Source organism: Streptomyces sp. NPDC054863, from assembly GCF_053610825.1.
In genome coordinates, this window is the sequence record NZ_JBSGZD010000022.1 from 24,813 (window position 1) to 42,306 (window position 17,494).

Consider the following 17,494-nt stretch of genomic DNA (forward strand, 5'->3'; position numbering starts at 1 on the left):
CCCGGACCCGGCCGCGCGGCACGATGCTCCCACGGCGGATCCCGGCAGTCCCGGGTGAGGGTGGCGGAGCGGTCCGTCCGCGCCCTGGGACACTGGACGGGTGACCCTTCAGGAGTTTTTCCGGTGGACCGAGACCGACGGCACCACGGCGCAGAACCGCTGGCGGTCGGAGAACGGTGCTCCGGCGCCCCGGCGTGTCGTCGTCGCCGACGACCGGACGACCGCCGACGCCGCGTTCAAGCTCGTCTGCGAGGGCACGGCCCTGCTGTGGCGCGGCGACTTCCACAACGCCCGGCAGCTGCTGACGGCCCTGGCCCGGCGGGTCGACCGCAAGGGCGCCAAGCCGGGACAGACCCCGGCGGAGAGCTTCCACCTGCACCGCCAGGCCCAGTCCCGGCGCACCCGGATCCTCGGCATGCTGGTGGTGCAGGTGGAGCCCGGACACCTGATTCCGCTCCGCCGGGCGCCGGAGGTCGCGGACGCCTGCACGGGTGCGTACGGCCCCGCCGACGAGCCGTACACGGTCTCGCTGCGTGAGCTGCTCGGGGTGGTCGGCGCGCACGAGTGGCGCAAGAACGGCGTGCGGATCCCCGCCCTCGGCGGCGAGCGCATCCACCCGCACTACGGGGTGTTCTCACCGGCCCGCGGCGAGTACGTCGACCTGGTCGCCGAGGCCCCGCTGCCCGCGCTGACCAGCGCCTTCGACATCGGTACCGGCACGGGCGTGCTGTCCGCGGTGCTGGCCGGGCGCGGGGTGCGGCGGGTCGTCGCCACCGACCAGGACCCGCGGGCACTGGAGTGCGCGCGGGAGAACCTCGGGCGGCTCGGATTCGGCGACGCGGTGGAGGTCGTACAGGCCGATCTCTACCCGCCGGGGCGCGCGCCCCTGGTCGTCTGCAACCCGCCGTGGGTGCCCGCCCGCCCGCGCACCCCGGTCGACCACGCGGTCTACGACCCGGACAGCCGGATGCTGCAGGGCTTCCTCGACGGGCTGCCCGCGCATCTGGAGCCGGGCGGCGAGGGCTGGCTGATCCTCTCGGACCTGGCCGAACTCCTCGGCCTGCGGACGCGCGCCGAGCTCCTGGAGCGCTTCGAGAAGTCCGGCCTGCGGGTCGTGGACCGTCTGGACATCACCCCGCGCCATCCACGGGCCAAGGACACCACGGACCCGCTGCACGCGGCACGGAGCGCCGAAGTGACCTCGCTGTGGCGGCTGGCGGTCCGCTGACGGGGTGCGGTGTCAGCTCTGCCCGGCGGCGGGCTCGCCCGGCTCGGCGAGGGCGGCGTTGAGCCTGGCGCGGGCGCCGTCCAGCCAGCGGCGGCACACCTTCGCCAGCTCCTCGCCCCTTTCCCACAGGGCGAGGGACTCCTCCAGGGTCGTGCCGCCCGCTTCGAGCCGGCGTACGACCTCGATCAGCTCGTCCCGCGCCTGCTCGTAGCCGACCTCGGCTCCGGCGTCGGTCGCGGCTTCATCCGTCTTGGCCATGCGTTCCACCTTATGTGCGAGGTCCGACAGGAGCGGTACGGCGGTGCCCACAGTTCGCCGGCAGTGCGGCCCCGGCCACCGTTTCGCTCACCGGCCGCCTCACTCGGCGACCCTCACCGCGAACTCCCCGTCCGACACCCGCGCCCGCAGCTCGTCCCCTGCGGACACCTCGTCCGGCGACCGCACCACCGCGCCGTCACCGCGCTGGAGCACCGCGTACCCGCGCTCCAGCGTCGCGGCGGGCGACAGGGAGACCACCCGGGCCCGGGTGTGCGAGAGCTCGGACTCGGCGCGGTCGAGCAGGTGCCCCAGCGTCCGCCGGTTGCGCGCCACCAGTGCGTCGATGTCGGCCTCGCGCTCCTCGACCATCCGCCGGGGCCGCTCCATCACGGGCCTGGCCAGCGCGGACGCCAGCCCGCGCTCCTCCCGGTCGAGCAGCCCCCGCACCGTACGCAGCGCACGGTCGCGCAGCCCCTGCACGCGGTCGAGCTCCTCGCCCACGTCCGGTACGACCTTCTTCGCGGCGTCCGTGGGCGTGGAGGCCCGCAGGTCGGCGACCAGGTCGAGCAGCGGCGAGTCCGGCTCGTGCCCGATCGCGGACACGACGGGGGTACGGGCGGCGGCCACGGCCCGTACCAACTGTTCGTCCGAGAAGGGCAGCAGGTCCTCCACGCTCCCCCCGCCCCGCGCCACGATGATCACGTCCACGTCCGGCAGGTCGTCCAGCTCCTTGACCGCCTGGACGACCTGAGGGACCGCGTGCACGCCCTGGACGGCGACGTTGCGCACTTCGAAGCGGACGGCGGGCCAGCGTCGCCTGGCGTTCTCCAGTACGTCCCGCTCGGCGGCCGAGGCGCGGCCGGTGACGAGTCCGACCAGCTGGGGCAGGAAGGGCAGGGAGCGCTTCCGGTCGAGCGCGAAGAGCCCTTCGGCCGCGAGGGACTTCTTCAGCTGCTCCAGCCGGGCGAGCAGCTCACCGATCCCGACCGGCTTGATCTCACCGGCCCGCAGCGACAGCTGGCCGCGCGGCGCGTACCACTCGGGCTTCGCGTGGACGACGACGCGGGCGCCTTCGGAGACGACGTCGGCGACCGCGTCGAAGACCTGCCGGTAGCAGGTCACGGACACGGAGATGTCGCTCGACGGATCGCGGAGCGTGAGGAAGACGACGCCGGCGCCGGGGCGGCGGGAGAGCTGAGTGATCTGACCTTCGACCCATACGGCACCGAGACGGTCGATCCAGCCACCGATCAGCCGGGAGACCTCGCCTACCGGGAGGGGAGCTTCCGCTGATGTGTTGAGAGCCATGAGAGTGAGGCTAACGGTCGTCCCCGGTCGAGGACGGACGCATCTTCAGCCCGTCCGGCACTTGAGGACGCACGAGCACTCCCAGCCCGTCCGGCGTTTGAGGACGCGCGGACGCAGTCCGGGCACGGGGCGCAGCCCCGACCCCCAGCCCCCACCGGCGGGGGCAGCAATGCCGACGCCCCCTACGCCCTGGCCCTCCCCCGCCGCCCGCGCTGAGCGACCAGCACGAGCAGCCCCACCACCAGCCACACCGCCCCCACCACCTGCGCCGTCCTGCTCGCCTCCACGATGACCGCCACCGCGATCGCCGCGCCGATCACCGGTGCCAGGACGTGGCGCCACCACACCGGCGGCCCCTCCTGACGCCGTACCGCGAACCAGCTCACCACCGAAGCGTGCAGCAGCACGAACGCCGTCAGCGCGCCGATGTCGACCACCGACACCAGGTGGTCCATGCCGTCCCCCCGCCGCGCCGCCCACACCGCGGCCACCAGCGTCACCACCGCCGCGAACCCGAGTGCCACCCTCGGCACCCCGGACTTCGCGTCCACCCGTGACAGCACCTTCGGCAGCCGCCGGTCCCGTGCCATCGCGAACAGCAGCCGACCCGCCGCCGCCTGCCCTGCCAGCGCCGCGAACGCCGCCCCGATCGCCTTGCTCACCGCCACCAGGTCGTGCAGCCACGCCCCGACCGAGCCGTCCACCGCGTCGTAGAAGGCCGTCCCCTGCTTCTCCGGATCGGCAGCCAGCTCCGCCGCCTGAACCGGCGAGAGCAGCGCGACCAGATACGTCTGTACGACGAAGAGCACGCCGACCAGCGCGAGACACAGCAGCACGGCCCTCGCGACCTTCGCCGAGCCCCCCGTCACTTCCTCCGCGAAGGAGGCGATCGCGTCGAATCCGAGATACGAGAGCACGGCCACGGACACCGCGCCCAGCACCGCCGCCATCGAGAACGACCCCATCGACCCGTCCCCGGTGAGCGGCGACAGCCAGTCCCGCTGTGCTCCGTCCCGTACGAGAACGACCACCGCGGCCACCACGAACACCAGCAGTACGACGATCTCCAGCGCGAGCACCGCGAAGCCCACGCGGGCTGCGGCCCGTACGCCCCACATGTTGAGCGCGGTGGTCACCACCACCGCGATCGCCGTCCACACCCACTGGGAAACCGACGGGATCAGCGCGTGCAGCGCGATCCCGGAGAACAGATAGGCCACGGCGGGGATCAGCAGGTAGTCGAGCATCGCCATCCACCCGGCGACGAAGCCGGGCCCCTCCCCCAGCGCCGTGCGCGCGTACGCGAAGACGGAGCCCGCCTGCGGAACCACCCGCACCATCTGCGCGTAGCTGAAGGCGGTGAAGGCCATCGCCACCGTCGCGACGAGATAGACGAGCGCGACGGCGCCGTGCGACTTGGCGTCGAGGGTGCCGAACACACCGACCGGGGCCATGGGCGCGATGAACAGCAGCCCGTAGACGACCAGATCCCTGAAGCCGAGACTCCGCTTCAGCCCCGACGACCTGGTCCCGGGAGCCCCTCCCGCCGCTGTCGCACCTGTCGCGCCTGTCGCCCCTGTCGTACCGTCAGGACTCCCCGACATCGTTCCTCCGTACGTACGTGTGTGCGCACCGTCGACTACCCGTCCCAGTGTTGCCCCGTACGCGATCTTTGGCCTCCCGGGCACGGCCTTACGATGGACGCATGACTTCCACTCCCGCCCGCCGTGTCCTGCTTGCCGCCCCCCGTGGCTACTGCGCGGGCGTGGACCGCGCCGTCATCGCCGTCGAGAAGGCGCTGGAGCAGTACGGTGCGCCGGTCTACGTCCGTCACGAGATCGTCCACAACAAGTACGTCGTACAGACCCTGGAGAAGAAGGGCGCGATCTTCGTCGAGCAGACGGCGGAGGTCCCCGAGGGCTCCATCGTGATGTTCTCCGCGCACGGCGTCGCCCCGACCGTCCACGCGGAGGCCGCCGAGCGGAAGCTCGCGACGATCGACGCGACCTGCCCGCTGGTCACCAAGGTCCACAAGGAAGCCGTCCGGTACGCGAACGACGACTACGACATCCTCCTGATCGGCCACGAGGGCCACGAAGAGGTCATCGGCACCTCCGGCGAGGCCCCCGACCACATCACGCTGGTAGACGGCCCGGACGACGTCGCAAACGTCACCGTCCGCGACGAGTCGAAGGTCGTCTGGCTCTCCCAGACCACGCTCTCCGTCGACGAGACGATGGAGACGGTCGACGCCCTGAAGTCGAAGTTCCCGAACCTCCTCTCGCCGCCCAGCGACGACATCTGCTACGCCACCCAGAACCGCCAGATCGCGGTGAAGAAGCTCGCCGAGGACGCCGAGCTCGTCATCGTCGTGGGCTCCAAGAACTCCTCGAACTCGATCCGCATGGTCGAGGTCGCCCTGGACGCCGGCGCCCCCGCCGCACACCTGGTCGACTTCGCCTCCGAAATCGACGAGGCGTGGCTGGAGGGCGTGACGACGGTCGGCCTGACCTCGGGCGCCTCCGTCCCCGACGTGCTGGTGGACGGCGTCCTGGAGTGGCTGTCCGAGCGCGGGTACGGCGACGTCGAGACCGTCAAGACGGCCGACGAGTCGATCACCTTCTCGCTCCCCAAGGAACTGCGCCGCGACCTGCGCGCGGAGGCCGCGGCCCTCGGCAGCAAGTAGCGCTTCCGCCCACCCGTGCCGGTGGTGCGTCGTAACGTGGTGTCCATGAACGTGTTCGGAGTGGACATCGGCGGTTCGGGCATCAAGGGCGCTCCCGTGGACCTGGAGCGGGGCGACCTTGCCGAGCCGCGGCACAAGGTACTGACCCCGCACCCGGCCACGCCGGACAGCGTGATCGACGGCGTCAAGGAAGTCGTCGGCAACTTCGGCTGGTCGGGTCCGGTCGGCATCACCTTCCCGGGCGTCGTCACGGACGGCATCACCCGCACGGCCGCCAATGTCGACAAGGGCTGGGTGGATCTGGACGCCCAGGCCCTGCTCGGCGAGCGCCTCGGTCTCCCGGTCACCGTGCTGAACGACGCGGACGCGGCGGGCGTCGCCGAAATGACCTTCGGCGCGGGCTCCGGCCGCAAGGGCACGGTCTTCCTGCTCACCTTCGGTACGGGCATCGGCAGCGCCCTCTTCCTCGACGGGAAGCTCGTCCCGAACACCGAGCTGGGCCACCTGGAGCTGCACGGCCACGACGCCGAGAAGCACGCCTCCACGAAGGCCAAGGAGGACGAGGACCTCAGCTGGGAGCACTGGGCGAAGCGCGTGACGAAGTACCTCGCCCACGTCGAGATGCTCTTCTCGCCGTCCCTCTTCATCATCGGCGGCGGCGTCAGCCGCAAGGCCGAGAAGTTCATTCCGCTGATCGAGGGCATCCGCGCGGAGATCGTCCCGGCGCAGCTGCAGAACAACGCGGGAATCGTGGGCGCGGCCATGGCTGCCGCGAAGCGCTGAGGGCTCCGCCGGGCGCGGTGCCGGGCGCGGTGATTCAGGTGCGGGTCGTTCGTGGCTGGTCGCGCCACGCTGCGGGAGCCGCACATTGATGGAGCCCCGCGCCCCTAAGGGGCGCTGCGCGGGCGCTGTCGCCGTACGGGTGCGGGGGCAGCCGCCGGCTGGGCCGCCTGCCGCCGCCCCATCTGCCGGATCTTCCGGACGCTGGCGACCAGCCCGGCGATCAGCGTTCCGCCGTACAGCCAGCCCGCGTGCACGGCGAGCGCGGTGACGACGGCCATCAGCCGGCTGCCGATACCGTCCGAGCCTCCCGCGAGGGGCAGCAGCCCGCAGGCGAAGGCGATCGGCACGCTGATCGGCGCGGTGACCAGGTCCGCGGGCCGCACCCACAGCGCGGTCACCAGGCTGACCGGCAGGAACAGCACCCCGTACACGACGGGCGACCCGTCGAACAGCAGCCGGTCCAGGAACGCCAGCACCACCATCGTCAGCGACGCGAACAGTCCGCCGCCGAGCCCGGTCAGCCGCGGGTTGGGCAGCCGCCGCAGCGCCAGCACCACCGGGGCCACGGGCCGTCCCGCACCCCGGTAGACGGTCGCGGTCTCGGTCTTGGTCTCGGCGGTGATCCCCCGCGCGGCGATGTGGTGCGGTCGGCGCTGCGGGGGGCGGGGACGGGTCCTGGGTTGCTCCACCGGACCAACGTAGGTCGCCGGACTGGCGGATTCCGGGCTTGGACACGCCCTTTGGACGAGCTTGGCGTTGAGTTCGACGGCGTACGCCCCGACGGCCCGGGCGTACGCCCCGACGGCCCGGGCGTACGCCCCGACGGCCAGGCGGGGCGCGCACTGCCGCCCACCCGCCGCGTGCCCTGCCGCCCACCCGCCGCGTGCCCTGCCGCCCACCCGCCGCGTGCCCTGCCGCCCACCCCGCCACATGCCGGGCCGGCCGTCCCGCCCCATGCCCGCCGCCCGCCCCCCGCACGCCTGCCGTCCGTCCCTGACGGGCCCGGCAGCGTACCGAAGCGGGTGGCGCTCCTCCCCGTACGACACCCCCACCCCCCGCCCGTAAACTGGGGGATCGGTCGGTCCACTCCGGACCGGTACCCACCCCCTCTCCGCAACGGGAAGTCGCCAACGTGTCGCTCACGATCGGAATCGTCGGTCTGCCGAATGTCGGCAAGTCGACCCTGTTCAACGCCCTGACCAAGAACGACGTGCTGGCGGCCAACTACCCGTTCGCCACCATCGAGCCGAACGTCGGCGTCGTCGGCGTCCCGGACCCGCGCCTCGCGGTCCTGGCCGGCATCTTCGGCTCGCAGAAGATCCTCCCGGCCACGGTCGACTTCGTCGACATCGCCGGCATCGTGCGCGGTGCGTCGGAGGGCGAGGGCCTGGGCAACAAGTTCCTCGCGAACATCCGCGAGTCCGACGCGATCTGCCAGGTCATCCGCGCCTTCAAGGACGAGAACGTCGTCCACGTCGACGGCAAGGTGTCCCCCAAGGACGACATCGAGACGATCAACACCGAGCTGATCCTCGCCGACCTCCAGTCCGTCGAGAAGGCGGTGCCCCGCCTCACCAAGGAAGCCCGCCTCCAGAAGGAGAAGGTCCTGGTCCTCGCCGCCGTCGAGAAGGCCCAGAAGATCCTCGAAGCGGGCGAGACCCTCTTCTCCGCCGGCATCACCAAGGGCACCGAGCAGGGCGACCTCCTGCACGAGCTGCACCTCCTCACCACCAAGCCCTTCCTCTACGCCTTCAACGTCGACGAGGACGAGCTGGTCGACGAGGACTTCAAGAACGAGCAGCGCGCGCTCGTCGCCCCCGCCGAGGCGATCTTCCTCAACGCGAAGATCGAGTCCGAGCTCATCGAGCTGGACGACGAGGAGGCCCTCGAACTCCTCCAGTCCATGGGCCAGGAAGAGCCCGGCCTGGCCACCCTCGGCCGCGTCGGCTTCGACACCCTCGGCCTCCAGACCTACCTCACGGCAGGCCCCAAGGAGACCCGCGCCTGGACGATCCCCAAGGGAGCCACGGCCCCCGAGGCGGCCGGTGTCATCCACACCGACTTCCAGAAGGGCTTCATCAAGGCCGAGGTCATCTCCTTCGCCGACCTGGTCGAAACCGGCTCGGTCGCCGAAGCCCGCGCCAAGGGCAAGGCCCGCATGGAGGGCAAGGAGTACGTCATGCAGGACGGCGATGTGGTGGAGTTCCGCTTCAATGTATAGGGCACGCGTTAGCGTGGATCGCGCGAACTAGTCAAGTTCGCAGGTCAGATGGGGTCGGCCCGATTCAGGGTCGACCCCGTTCGCGTACCCGTGGCTGGATATTGGCTGGACGATCTGACGTGTCGTCACCTGTCGTCATCTCTGGATATCCGTACCGGTGCTGGATTTCGGCTGGATAGCCCCGGGCAGCTTCGGGCGTACGGGGGGGATCAGGGAGCAAGCGTTCCGTCCCTGACGGCAGTGATGAAGGTGGTCCATCCGTCGACCGGGACGAGGAGTGCGGGGCCGTGCGGTTCCTTGGAGTCGCGTACGGGGACGGCTCGGGGAAATCCGTCAGCGATCTCGACGCACTCGCCGCCTTCGCCGTTGCTGTAGCTGGACTTGCGCCAGGTGGTCAGGGCGGAGGCGTCAGGAATCGTCGTCATCTTCGTATTCTTTCAAATAGCTCTGGATGACGTCGAGGGATTCACTTTCGAGCAGCGCCTTCGCGCGCGAGGTCGAAACGCTGGGTGAGGTCGATGATGCGTTGCGGTGAATCGGCCGGTTCGCCCGAGGCGAAGCTCTCGACGTAGGCGAGCGTAGCGCCGTTGTGGAGAGTGAGAAGACTCAAGGTCCCACCCAGGAAAGGGTGTTCACCTTGGGTGAACGGAAGTACCTGAACGGTGATCTTCGGGTCCTCGGCGGCGTCGAGAATGTGGCGAAGTTGCCCCGCCATGCAGGCGGCGCCTCCCACGGGTCGCTTGAGCGCCGCCTCATCCACGATGGCCCAGTACAAGGGCCGGTCTGCTTTCTCAAAGACCTTCTTGCGGCGCATCCGGGTAGCGACCCGTTCGTCGATCTTCTCTCTGGGCTCCCCGGGGAGTGAGGCACGGAACACGGCGAGCGCGTAGTTCTCGGTCTGCAGCAGCCCGGGGACGAGGCTACTGCTGAACACCTGGACGCGCGCTGCCCGGTTCTCGCTGTCGACAACCACTCGTGCGTAGTCGGGTATCGAGGGGTCGTGCGCCAGGCTCAGCAGCTCGACGAAGAGCCCGTCGGTGGTGAAGTAGGTATCCAGGTCCTCGGCGAGATTCTCGGACGGCAGCTGCTCGCCGCGCTCGATACGGCTGAGGTAGGTGTGCGGGTAGCCGACCTTGTCCGCCAGGCCCCGCAGGGAGAGATCCGCCTGTTCGCGGAGTCGGCGCAGCCGACGCCCCAGCAGTGCGCACGGGGTGGGCTCTCCGTCGTCTTCGTTGTTCAGCTCCACGTGGTGAACGTACCCACAACTCGCTGTCCACCAGCCCGGTTTGGTGACGGAGAAAGCCTGGGCCCGCTACGCCCCGTAGGCAACGCTGGTGGCGGCCGGTCCCACCGGGGCCACGCCCGGAGCGAACACACCGCGCTGTCAAGGACCTGGTCAGAGCGGGGTTCCGCTCTTCGCAGAGTCGAGGTGTGGTGGTCGCGTTCCCCATCGCGATCATCGGGAGGTTCTTGCCGTGGCATCGATTCTGTTCCTCGCTGTGTTGCTGATGCCGTTTGTGGTGTCGGCCGGCCCGATCGCGCTGACGGAGGCGCGTGTCTGCGTACGCCCCGGGCACGGACGGCACCGCCGCATCGCCCGGGGCCGCCACGCGGCACACGGGGGGCGGCGATGACATACACGCCCCACGCTCAGATCGGCACCACGGTGGTGCTGTTCCTCTGGAACGCCTGCACCCCCAACGCGGTCTCCCAGGCGCGCACCGTGCTGCGGCGCGTGCTGGCTCAACTCGGCTGCGAAGGCGCGGCCATCAGCGACGCGGTGCTCGCCGCATCCGAACTGGTCGCCAACGCGACCGAGCATGCGGTGGGCCCGTACGAGCTGAGGCTGCGCCGCACCGCCGCCGAGCTGCTCTGCGAAGTCCAGGACGGCGACCCGCAGATCCCGGAGATTCCCTCATTCCCGGCCGTGGCTCCCTTCGAGCCGGACCCAGAAGCGCGTGGCGGCGGGCTGGATACCTTGCTGGAGTTGCTTGCTGAGCGCGGTCGTGGGATGCGGATCGTCTATCAACTAACCCAGGGTGCCTGGGGATTCAGGTGTGATGCGGGCGGGGCGGCGGTGAAGGTGACCTGGATGGTTGTGCCTGGTGGGGTGTGACAGGAATGCCGATCTCGCACGGCGTCTGACACTCGTTGAGACGGCAGAAGCCGTTCCCTCTGGAGCATGGGGCATCACACCCGAATCCGCCCCCGCAGACTCTCCTCTGCACCCGGACCTGCACCTGAACCGCAGGTCAGCGCCCTGCAAGCCACCAGGGAAGCCGAGGGAAACACGCCGGAATGCCCGTTGGCGTTCCACCCCCCGTATCCGGGGCCGATCCCGGGGCCGTATCGGCGGCCGCTCTTGGATGCGACACCCCCGAGCCACCCATCACCGCAGACCATCGGGGCAGCGAGCCACCAGCGGGCGAGGGCGACTGTATATCGGTGCAGAGAAGCTTCCCGATCTACTGACCGGCCACCAGGCCCAGCCCGGCACCGCCGTGCACTCCCGGCTATCGCCGACTGCGCTGCTCCCCGCCCTTCCCTTTCCTTGCCTGTCCCGCCCGCGAGTGCTTCGTGTGGCGGCCTTCTGTGTGACGCCGGGAAGCGGCCGGCACCGCCGACCCGCGTGAGGAGTCCGCACCGGTCGCAGCGAGCGGAAACTGCGGTGAAGGCCGTACGGTGACGTTCGTTCTGCCGCCGAAGGACGGGACGGGACGGCTGGCGTCCGTGGCGTATGGCCCGATGGCCCACCCGGGGTCCTATCTGGGGTCCACCCACGGGCGTCGAATCCGGGGTCCCGCTTGGATGGGAGCACCCCCTGTAGCCCTGTCCTCGCAGGTCAAGTCCCAATCTGCCACCGCAGACCGGGCCAGCCTGCATATCGGTGCGTGTAGTTGTCCCGATCTGCATTCGCGTGCCGGGCCGCCCCGCAGCCCCATGACCGCAATTCCGCCGACCGCTCCCTATCCGTCCTTCGAAGCGGTGCTCTGCCCGCCTTCATGTCGGCCCCCGCTCGCGTCCGTACCGCCCACAGAGCTGCGGTGCCGCGGCGCGTACGACAGCCCCAGGAGCGCGGGCGCGGTCGGTCCAGTTCCCAGATCCGTTCGGTCCCGTGCGATGCGCGCACCATCCGAACCGACCCGCCGATCGCCCACGTCGGCGTCTGCCCGCACCCTGGTCGCATCCAGCCCCACCGGGGCGGGCGACGCGATGTGGGGCGCACCGTGGGCCCGCGTCGCCCCCGCACGGCACCCGCTCCCGGAACGGGCGCGGCCGACCCAGATCCGGTCGCCGCAGATCGGCGACCGACTGACCGAGCGCTCGCCGACGATCCCGTACCCCTCGTGGCAGATCGGGCGACAGCCAGCACCTTTGAGGTCGGCCACTAGCACGATCGGCCTGGATTTTCTCCATAAGGGGTGAAGGGACCTTCCCGGCCCGCCCCCTTGGAGACGCACCCGTTATGCCCAACTCCTTTTCCTCACCCAACCGGAGCACCCGCTCCACCCGCAGCGGCCGGAAACGGCCGACCGCACAGGCTCCCGAAGATCTGCCCGAGCAGAGGCCGGGTTCGGGCTTGAAGTCGCGGCCGAGACGATGCGTCCATGGTCGACGCCCGGGACGACAGCCGACCCACTGCCGAGCCACACCCGGCCCCCCGTACCCCCGAGCCACCACGCTGGCATTCCCTCCGTGGCCCGGGGGTACGGGCGGCCGACGCGGCACAGCCGGGAGCGGCTGCTGACCGTGGAAGAGGTCGCGGCGTGGCTCCGGGGCAGCGAGACCGCGGTCAGGAACAAGTACCGCGCCTGGGGCATCAAGCCGCAGAAGGTCGGACGCCTCCTACCTCGACGAGCACTACGGCTGACCCCGGGGCGCTCGCCCCTGCCCGAAGGAGAACCGGTGGCCACCGTCTACCAGCGCTGCTAGAACGACAAACGCAACGCCAACTACCCTTGCACCACGCCCCGCTGCGGTCACGCCTGGACCGTCCGGCTACCGCGAGCCCGGCGGGACCCGGGCCGAACGCCAGCCGACCTTCGAGAAGAAGACCCAGGCCGACGCCTTCGCCGCACGCCTCGAACGCGACAAGTACGAGGGCTACTTCCTCGGCTCACTGATGCTATGGACCTGCCATCAGGCGCTGGCGGGGTGGGTTCCTCTGCACACAGGGAGAGGCCGCGATCGTCCGCGCGTAGATCGTTGTCACACCAGGTAACGAATGGCACCGATCCCTCGGGGTGCTCGCCGTGAGCGTCCGTGGCCCGGCGAGACAGAGCTCGGCGTCCGTGTTTTGTGAACTGAGTAGGTAGCTACAGGCTCTGCAGCCACCAGACGGTCGCCGTCACCATGACAGCGCCTGCGGTGTACGCCGCCCCACGGACGGATGCGAACAGTGCGGTGCGGATCAAGCGCTCGAAGGTGGACTTCTCGGAAGTGGACTTCTTCGACATGCTTTCGAGACCCTCCTGGTCGTGCACCCCTGGCTGGGCGCCCCGCACCTAGAGTCACCCCTCCCTTGCGGGCCAGGATGTTTGAGGCTGCCTTTCGACAACTTAGGGCGCCCGAGCACACGTTTGGACGTCGTGCGAGTATTGCTGGACGTTTCTGGACGGTGCCGGACGGTCGGGGGTATGCGGTGGCCAGGGCCTTGCGAAAGCCGGGGCTTCCCCCGGGCGCTCACAGGGAACTTAACGACGCTCTCCACGAGCTGCACTTGCTGGCTGGGTGGCCGAGTTGTCCGGAGATGGCGCGACCGCCATTCCCCCGCTCCAAGAGCACCATCCATGCGGTCTTCCGCCAGTCGGATCTGCCCGCGCTGCCAGTCGTTCGTGACCTAGCGCATCTACTTGCCGGTCTGGCTGGTCAGGACCAGGAAGCAGAGGTGCGCCGGTTCAACGAGTTGTGGGTTTCTGCCGCCCGGGTGCATTACGTTGCGGGGGGCGGTGAAGAGCAGTCGCTGGAGACAGTTCCTGAGGTCAAACCACCTGGATCGCGGGAGCCTCACGGCGGGGATGGTTCATGGGTGCTTCCGCCTCGGAGGGGCAGGCTGCAGGGTGACTCTGATGCAGTGGCGGCTGCCTCGAAGCTCGACGATACAGCTTGGCTAGATATCATACAGTTGGCGCTATCTGCTGCCCTTTTGTCTCTTTTTCCTGTGAAGACCAAGGCTTATGAGTTCTTGGACAGCGCAAAGTTGCCCAAGGAGATCTATGTCGGAGGCGCTCCGGGGACGATTGACTACTGGGCTGGAATAGTGGAGTACGTTCGCAGCAAATCTTCCCTGGAGGGCCTAAAGGCCCTGATCAAATCAGCGGAGGTAGCCTGCGGTGGAAGTCCACGCGAGCTACGAATACTCTTCGGCGCACTTGGTGACGCGCCGAGCGGCTGAGGTCGGCACTCGTCTAATCGGGGAGAAGGTTCCCGGTAGGCCCACCGAGGTGGATCGCGGCGCCAAATCCGGTGGCGCCGCGAGGCGGTTACAGCTGCATCGTGTCTTGATCAGGGCCCGGCAGCCCTAGGTCCTCTAGGTACCTAATGCGAGCGTTGATCGCTGCCGAGAAGTGGCGCCAGTCCAGGCTTGTGACGAGCTCGATTGGCTTAGTCTCGTCCTTTGAGGACGTGATATAGCAGACGGAGTCGTAAAGTCCCTCGTCCATCAGGCGCTCGCAGAAGATGGCGAACCTATCCTGATAGGACTTCCCCAGCCAGATCCGCTCGACTGGAAAGGGCCCCTTCCGGACCGAAACCGGGCTGCGGGACTTGGGATGATCTTCCATGATGAAGAAATATCCGAGCCACGGCTTCTCGCCAGGGAAGGCATCAGCGAGTGCAGCACGGCGCAGGTCCACGGCGCTGCCTAGTGCTTCCTCGACCCGGTTGTTGTAGTTGTTTCCGAATGAAGGCCCGCCCAGGGCCTTGAGCTCGAAGGCAGCAACCAAGGTATTGCCGCGGGTTACCACGAGATCCCACTGCTTTTGGGGTCGATAGTACCCAGGGAGCTCCAGCCCCTGCTGCTTGTTTACTCGAATGTCCTCCGGTGCGTAGCCGGCGTCGAGGAAGAACTTGGCGAGCAGCGCAGCAATATGGTCGAAATGCTTACCTCCTCGCACTGAGCCAGCCGTTCCCGCTCCCACGGCGTCCTTGATGACGGATAGCTCACGCTGAGTGTTCTTGGCATCCCAGTACGCAGCTATGGCGCCCTCGAAGTCTTGGCGGGTGACCGTCAAGATCCGTTCCTTTCTAGTCAGGCAGTTCGGCGAGCCCATAGACACGTAGAGCTGCTTCAGTGGCAGCCTGCACATCGCGCTTGTCGAAGGCTTCTCTGAGTGCGACTTGGTCGCTCTCGCTGATCGCCTGCGGATCGGGCACGCGGATCTTGCGGAGGTACTGCGCCTGAAAGCGGATCGTTCCCCCTCGCATCTTGACCGCATACGCTTCCACGAAAGCCTCGGCAACCTTCGACAGCAACAGGCCGCCGAGAACGCGCATGTCCCAGGCTTCCGAGACGATGAAGTACAGGTTGTGGTGAGGGTACAGTCCGCCTTCGTCGAGGACCGGATGGATCGTCAGCTTCATGTCCGGCAACAGCAGCTTCGGCCGACCAATCAGGCGGTGATCGACCTTGTCGATCGTCTTGTACCAGCGATCAGGCTGCTTGGTCGCGATGTAGCGCTTCCGCAGCGCGGTTCCATGTTCCTCGAAGTATGAGGCGAGGCGGGGATACGCGGCAAGATCGACGAGGCGGCCCTCGGCTGTCCATGGGTTGACCAGATATGTGCCGTGCCAGTCGAGGGCACCGCTGGTCGTATCGCGAACCATGGCCATGGGAAGGAGTCGATCGCTCTCGACGAGCCCCTTGTCTCCCGTGAGGAAGACCTTGTCGGCACCGGTGGCAATGCCGATGCCGACCCGAGTGCCTGTCTTGTCATCTTCCAGCAGCCGGAAGCGTTCTGTGAGTTCCTCGAGTACCGCCAGCCTGGCGGGGGAGGCGGCTGGCCAGGAATCCTCATCCGGGAACCAGTTAGGCATGCGGGCTGCTTGGAATGCCGTTGTGGTGATCGACTCCGAGGATTCCTGTGCACACCAGGACACAAAGTCACGGGCCTGCGCGCTGCCGAACTCCCGGGTGGTGTCTGCTGCCACTGCGCGGCCCTGAGCCTGGTTGGAGATGATCGTGATGGCCGGATAGGCCGAAACTTGATCGTCGAAGGCGTCTACGTCATGCATGACAAGCGCCACGTCCATACTGAAGCGGCTGCGTACCATCTGCCGGAGTCGACGACCGTATTGGTTCCGCATCCAGCGGTCCGCACAGATGAAGCCGAGCCGCCCCCCTGGGGTGAGGCTCCGCAGCGCTACTTCGTAGAAGCCGATGTAGATGTCTGCTCGACCACCCATCGTGGTGCAGGCTTGCCGGTATGCAGTCATCCGGGCATCGGGAACGTCTTCGAGGCGGATGTATGGAGGGTTGCCGACTACGTAGTCAGCTCGATGGTCAGCGTCGGCTTGCAGTAGGTAGTCACCTTGCTCGACCCAAGCCGCAGCCACCTTCTGCGACTCCTCTGCCAGCCAACCCTCGGCAACCAACTGCGCCTCGACAGTCACGCGGCTCCGCAGCACGTTGCGGTCCAACAGGTCCAGGGCGCGAACTGCAGAGAGTGCGTCCGTAATGGGGCGATTGTGCGCGCGGCAGGACGAACTGACCCTCGAAGCGATCGCGACCAGGAATGCGCCAGCGCCACAGGCTGGCTCGACCAGCCTTACCTCGGTGAGGTCCTTGTCCGCGGTGTAGCCGAGGAGATCGAGGGCAAGGTCGACCACCCAGCGTCGCGTGAAGACCTCGCCGTGTTCCACGACCTCCACGGGGAGGTCGGGAAGGGTACGCAGGTCTGTGTCGATGAACAAGGGAGTAGCCACGTTCTGACCATACTAGGGAGGATTTTCGCCGCAGGTCCTGTCACGGCAGCTGTAGTCCGCGAGCCGGAAGGCCGATGACCGTTCAAGAACAGGGAGAGTAAAGCTCGCGAAGGCCCTGACAGAGGGCAACCCTCTCGGTACTCTCAGTGTTCAACTGAGGGTTGGGGGATGTATGGATGCTGAAGTTGCCCGTTTGGTGGACGGCGGAGCGACGGCCTTGGGTGGGCTACTGGCAACGGACGCGTACGAACGCGTTCTGCGTCCGCGGCTGGCAGGTCTACTCCGGCGCGGACGGTCAGGTGGGCAGTTGCCGGACATCGAGCACTTCGACCGGATGCGCAATGACCTCTCGGGTGCTGTGGCCCGTGGTGACGAGAGGACGCAGCGAGTTCTCGCCCGCGAGTTGAGGGGCTACGTGCGGAGCATGATCGATGCCGATCCAGTTGCAGTTGCGGACCTCCTCGCGTCAGTGCGTGAGGAGCCGGAAGGGGGGCCGGGAGACGGCGTGGCCACCGTCTCACTCTTCAACAACACGATCATTGGGCCCGTGCAAGGGTCGGGCGTACAGAACAACTCGTTTTAAAGGTAGGTGCGTTGATCGATCAGGGCGAGTCCAGCAGTGTGCACAACAGCACCATCCATGGTCCTGTCCAGGTGTCAGGGGAGCAGGTCAACAACTTCATTGGTGGTCAGATTCCGCAGCCCTCGGCGCATGATTTGCTTCGTAACCGAGAGCGCATTGCGCGGGCCACGTACTGGCAGATGAAGCAGGAGTTCCTTCTTCGGGTCTGGGCCTTCTTCTTTAGCGCCGGGGGCCTCGGGCTCTTTGGAATCGTCATAGCTCTTCGAGGCGGAGGCCTGCTCGTCGACCTGATTCGAGGCTATCTGCCGTGGCTTTTCGTCGCGGCGCTCGTCGGCTGGCTGGGAGACGCCTTGTTCTTCTGGGCCCGGCACCGGCTGGAGGCTCGGGAAGACCCTTTGCTCACTCGCGGCGGGCCGGTCTTTCTGCGGGATGTCCTACCCAGGGGCATGATCGTGTTCTTCGCGGGTCTCCTGTTCGTTCTGCTCCCTCGCATATCTCCATGAA

General features: G+C 68.1%; 18 protein-coding genes. 9 read left to right on the forward strand and 9 right to left on the reverse strand.

Going from position 1 to position 17,494, the window contains the following annotated elements; genetic code table 11:
- Positions 1-100: 100 nt before the first annotated feature.
- Positions 101-1,228 (forward strand): methyltransferase, encoded by a 1,128-nt coding sequence (locus tag ACWGIG_RS07115; RefSeq protein ID WP_453320514.1) that lies wholly within the window; start codon positions 101-103, stop codon positions 1,226-1,228.
- A gap of 12 nt (positions 1,229-1,240) precedes the next feature.
- On the opposite strand, the gene ACWGIG_RS07120 is transcribed toward ACWGIG_RS07115, so the two are convergent.
- From ACWGIG_RS07120 to ACWGIG_RS07130, 3 genes are all read right to left on the reverse strand, one after another.
- Entirely contained in the window at positions 1,241-1,486 is a 246-nt protein-coding gene (locus ACWGIG_RS07120) for an exodeoxyribonuclease VII small subunit (RefSeq protein WP_453320515.1), read from the reverse strand.
- A gap of 99 nt (positions 1,487-1,585) precedes the next feature.
- The gene (xseA, locus tag ACWGIG_RS07125; protein ID WP_453320516.1) at positions 1,586-2,794 is read right to left on the reverse strand and encodes an exodeoxyribonuclease VII large subunit; all 1,209 of its coding nucleotides are present in this window, start codon (positions 2,792-2,794) and stop codon (positions 1,586-1,588) included.
- 182 nt (positions 2,795-2,976) lie between these two features.
- Positions 2,977-4,398 carry an APC family permease gene (locus tag ACWGIG_RS07130; protein WP_453320517.1) on the reverse strand — a complete coding sequence of 474 codons (1,422 nt, stop codon included), beginning with the start codon at positions 4,396-4,398 and terminating at the stop codon, positions 2,977-2,979.
- A gap of 101 nt (positions 4,399-4,499) precedes the next feature.
- Between ACWGIG_RS07130 and ACWGIG_RS07135 the strand changes: the two genes are divergently transcribed.
- Together ACWGIG_RS07135 and ppgK are read left to right on the forward strand one after the other, a co-directional pair.
- A complete protein-coding gene (locus ACWGIG_RS07135) occupies positions 4,500-5,480 on the forward strand; it encodes a 4-hydroxy-3-methylbut-2-enyl diphosphate reductase (RefSeq protein WP_453320518.1) in 981 nt (326 codons plus the stop codon).
- A gap of 45 nt (positions 5,481-5,525) precedes the next feature.
- Positions 5,526-6,263, forward strand: coding sequence for a polyphosphate--glucose phosphotransferase (gene ppgK, locus ACWGIG_RS07140; protein ID WP_453320519.1), 738 nt, complete (start codon positions 5,526-5,528; stop codon positions 6,261-6,263).
- 104 nt (positions 6,264-6,367) lie between these two features.
- On the opposite strand, the gene ACWGIG_RS07145 is transcribed toward ppgK, so the two are convergent.
- Entirely contained in the window at positions 6,368-6,952 is a 585-nt protein-coding gene (locus ACWGIG_RS07145) for a DUF6542 domain-containing protein (RefSeq protein WP_453320520.1), read from the reverse strand.
- A 443-nt stretch (positions 6,953-7,395) separates the two neighbouring features.
- Between ACWGIG_RS07145 and ychF the strand changes: the two genes are divergently transcribed.
- Entirely contained in the window at positions 7,396-8,484 is a 1,089-nt protein-coding gene (gene ychF / locus ACWGIG_RS07150) for a redox-regulated ATPase YchF (RefSeq protein WP_453320521.1), read from the forward strand.
- Between the two features lie 209 nt (positions 8,485-8,693).
- Here the strand turns inward: ychF and ACWGIG_RS07155 are convergent, their stop codons facing one another.
- On the reverse strand, positions 8,694-8,909 hold the full coding sequence (locus ACWGIG_RS07155) for a DUF397 domain-containing protein (protein ID WP_453320522.1): 216 nt from the start codon (positions 8,907-8,909) through the stop codon (positions 8,694-8,696).
- 41 nt (positions 8,910-8,950) lie between these two features.
- Positions 8,951-9,730 (reverse strand): helix-turn-helix domain-containing protein, encoded by a 780-nt coding sequence (locus ACWGIG_RS07160; protein ID WP_453320523.1) that lies wholly within the window; start codon positions 9,728-9,730, stop codon positions 8,951-8,953.
- A 384-nt stretch (positions 9,731-10,114) separates the two neighbouring features.
- On the opposite strand from ACWGIG_RS07160, the gene ACWGIG_RS07165 reads away from it, so the two are divergent.
- Positions 10,115-10,600: an ATP-binding protein gene (locus ACWGIG_RS07165; protein ID WP_453320524.1), complete on the forward strand. Its 486-nt coding sequence runs from the start codon at positions 10,115-10,117 to the stop codon at positions 10,598-10,600.
- A 1,580-nt stretch (positions 10,601-12,180) separates the two neighbouring features.
- A complete protein-coding gene (locus ACWGIG_RS07170; RefSeq protein WP_453320525.1) occupies positions 12,181-12,417 on the forward strand; it encodes a hypothetical protein in 237 nt (78 codons plus the stop codon).
- A 383-nt stretch (positions 12,418-12,800) separates the two neighbouring features.
- Here ACWGIG_RS07170 and ACWGIG_RS07175 read toward each other — a convergent pair whose 3' ends face one another.
- Complete coding sequence (locus ACWGIG_RS07175) at positions 12,801-12,941, reverse strand: hypothetical protein (RefSeq protein WP_158740469.1); 141 nt, start codon at positions 12,939-12,941, stop codon at positions 12,801-12,803.
- 431 nt (positions 12,942-13,372) lie between these two features.
- On the opposite strand from ACWGIG_RS07175, the gene ACWGIG_RS07180 reads away from it, so the two are divergent.
- Positions 13,373-13,879, forward strand: coding sequence for a hypothetical protein (locus ACWGIG_RS07180; protein ID WP_453320526.1), 507 nt, complete (start codon positions 13,373-13,375; stop codon positions 13,877-13,879).
- 88 nt (positions 13,880-13,967) lie between these two features.
- On the opposite strand, the gene ACWGIG_RS07185 is transcribed toward ACWGIG_RS07180, so the two are convergent.
- Both ACWGIG_RS07185 and ACWGIG_RS07190 read right to left on the reverse strand, forming a co-directional pair.
- The gene (locus ACWGIG_RS07185) at positions 13,968-14,717 is read right to left on the reverse strand and encodes a PaeR7I family type II restriction endonuclease (protein ID WP_453320527.1); all 750 of its coding nucleotides are present in this window, start codon (positions 14,715-14,717) and stop codon (positions 13,968-13,970) included.
- Positions 14,718-14,730: 13 nt separating this feature from the next.
- Entirely contained in the window at positions 14,731-16,407 is a 1,677-nt protein-coding gene (locus ACWGIG_RS07190; RefSeq protein WP_453320528.1) for an Eco57I restriction-modification methylase domain-containing protein, read from the reverse strand.
- 307 nt (positions 16,408-16,714) lie between these two features.
- On the opposite strand from ACWGIG_RS07190, the gene ACWGIG_RS07195 reads away from it, so the two are divergent.
- Positions 16,715-16,990: a hypothetical protein gene (locus ACWGIG_RS07195; protein ID WP_453320529.1), complete on the forward strand. Its 276-nt coding sequence runs from the start codon at positions 16,715-16,717 to the stop codon at positions 16,988-16,990.
- A gap of 11 nt (positions 16,991-17,001) precedes the next feature.
- On the forward strand, positions 17,002-17,493 hold the full coding sequence (locus tag ACWGIG_RS07200; protein WP_453320530.1) for a hypothetical protein: 492 nt from the start codon (positions 17,002-17,004) through the stop codon (positions 17,491-17,493).
- Position 17,494 lies beyond the last annotated feature (1 nt).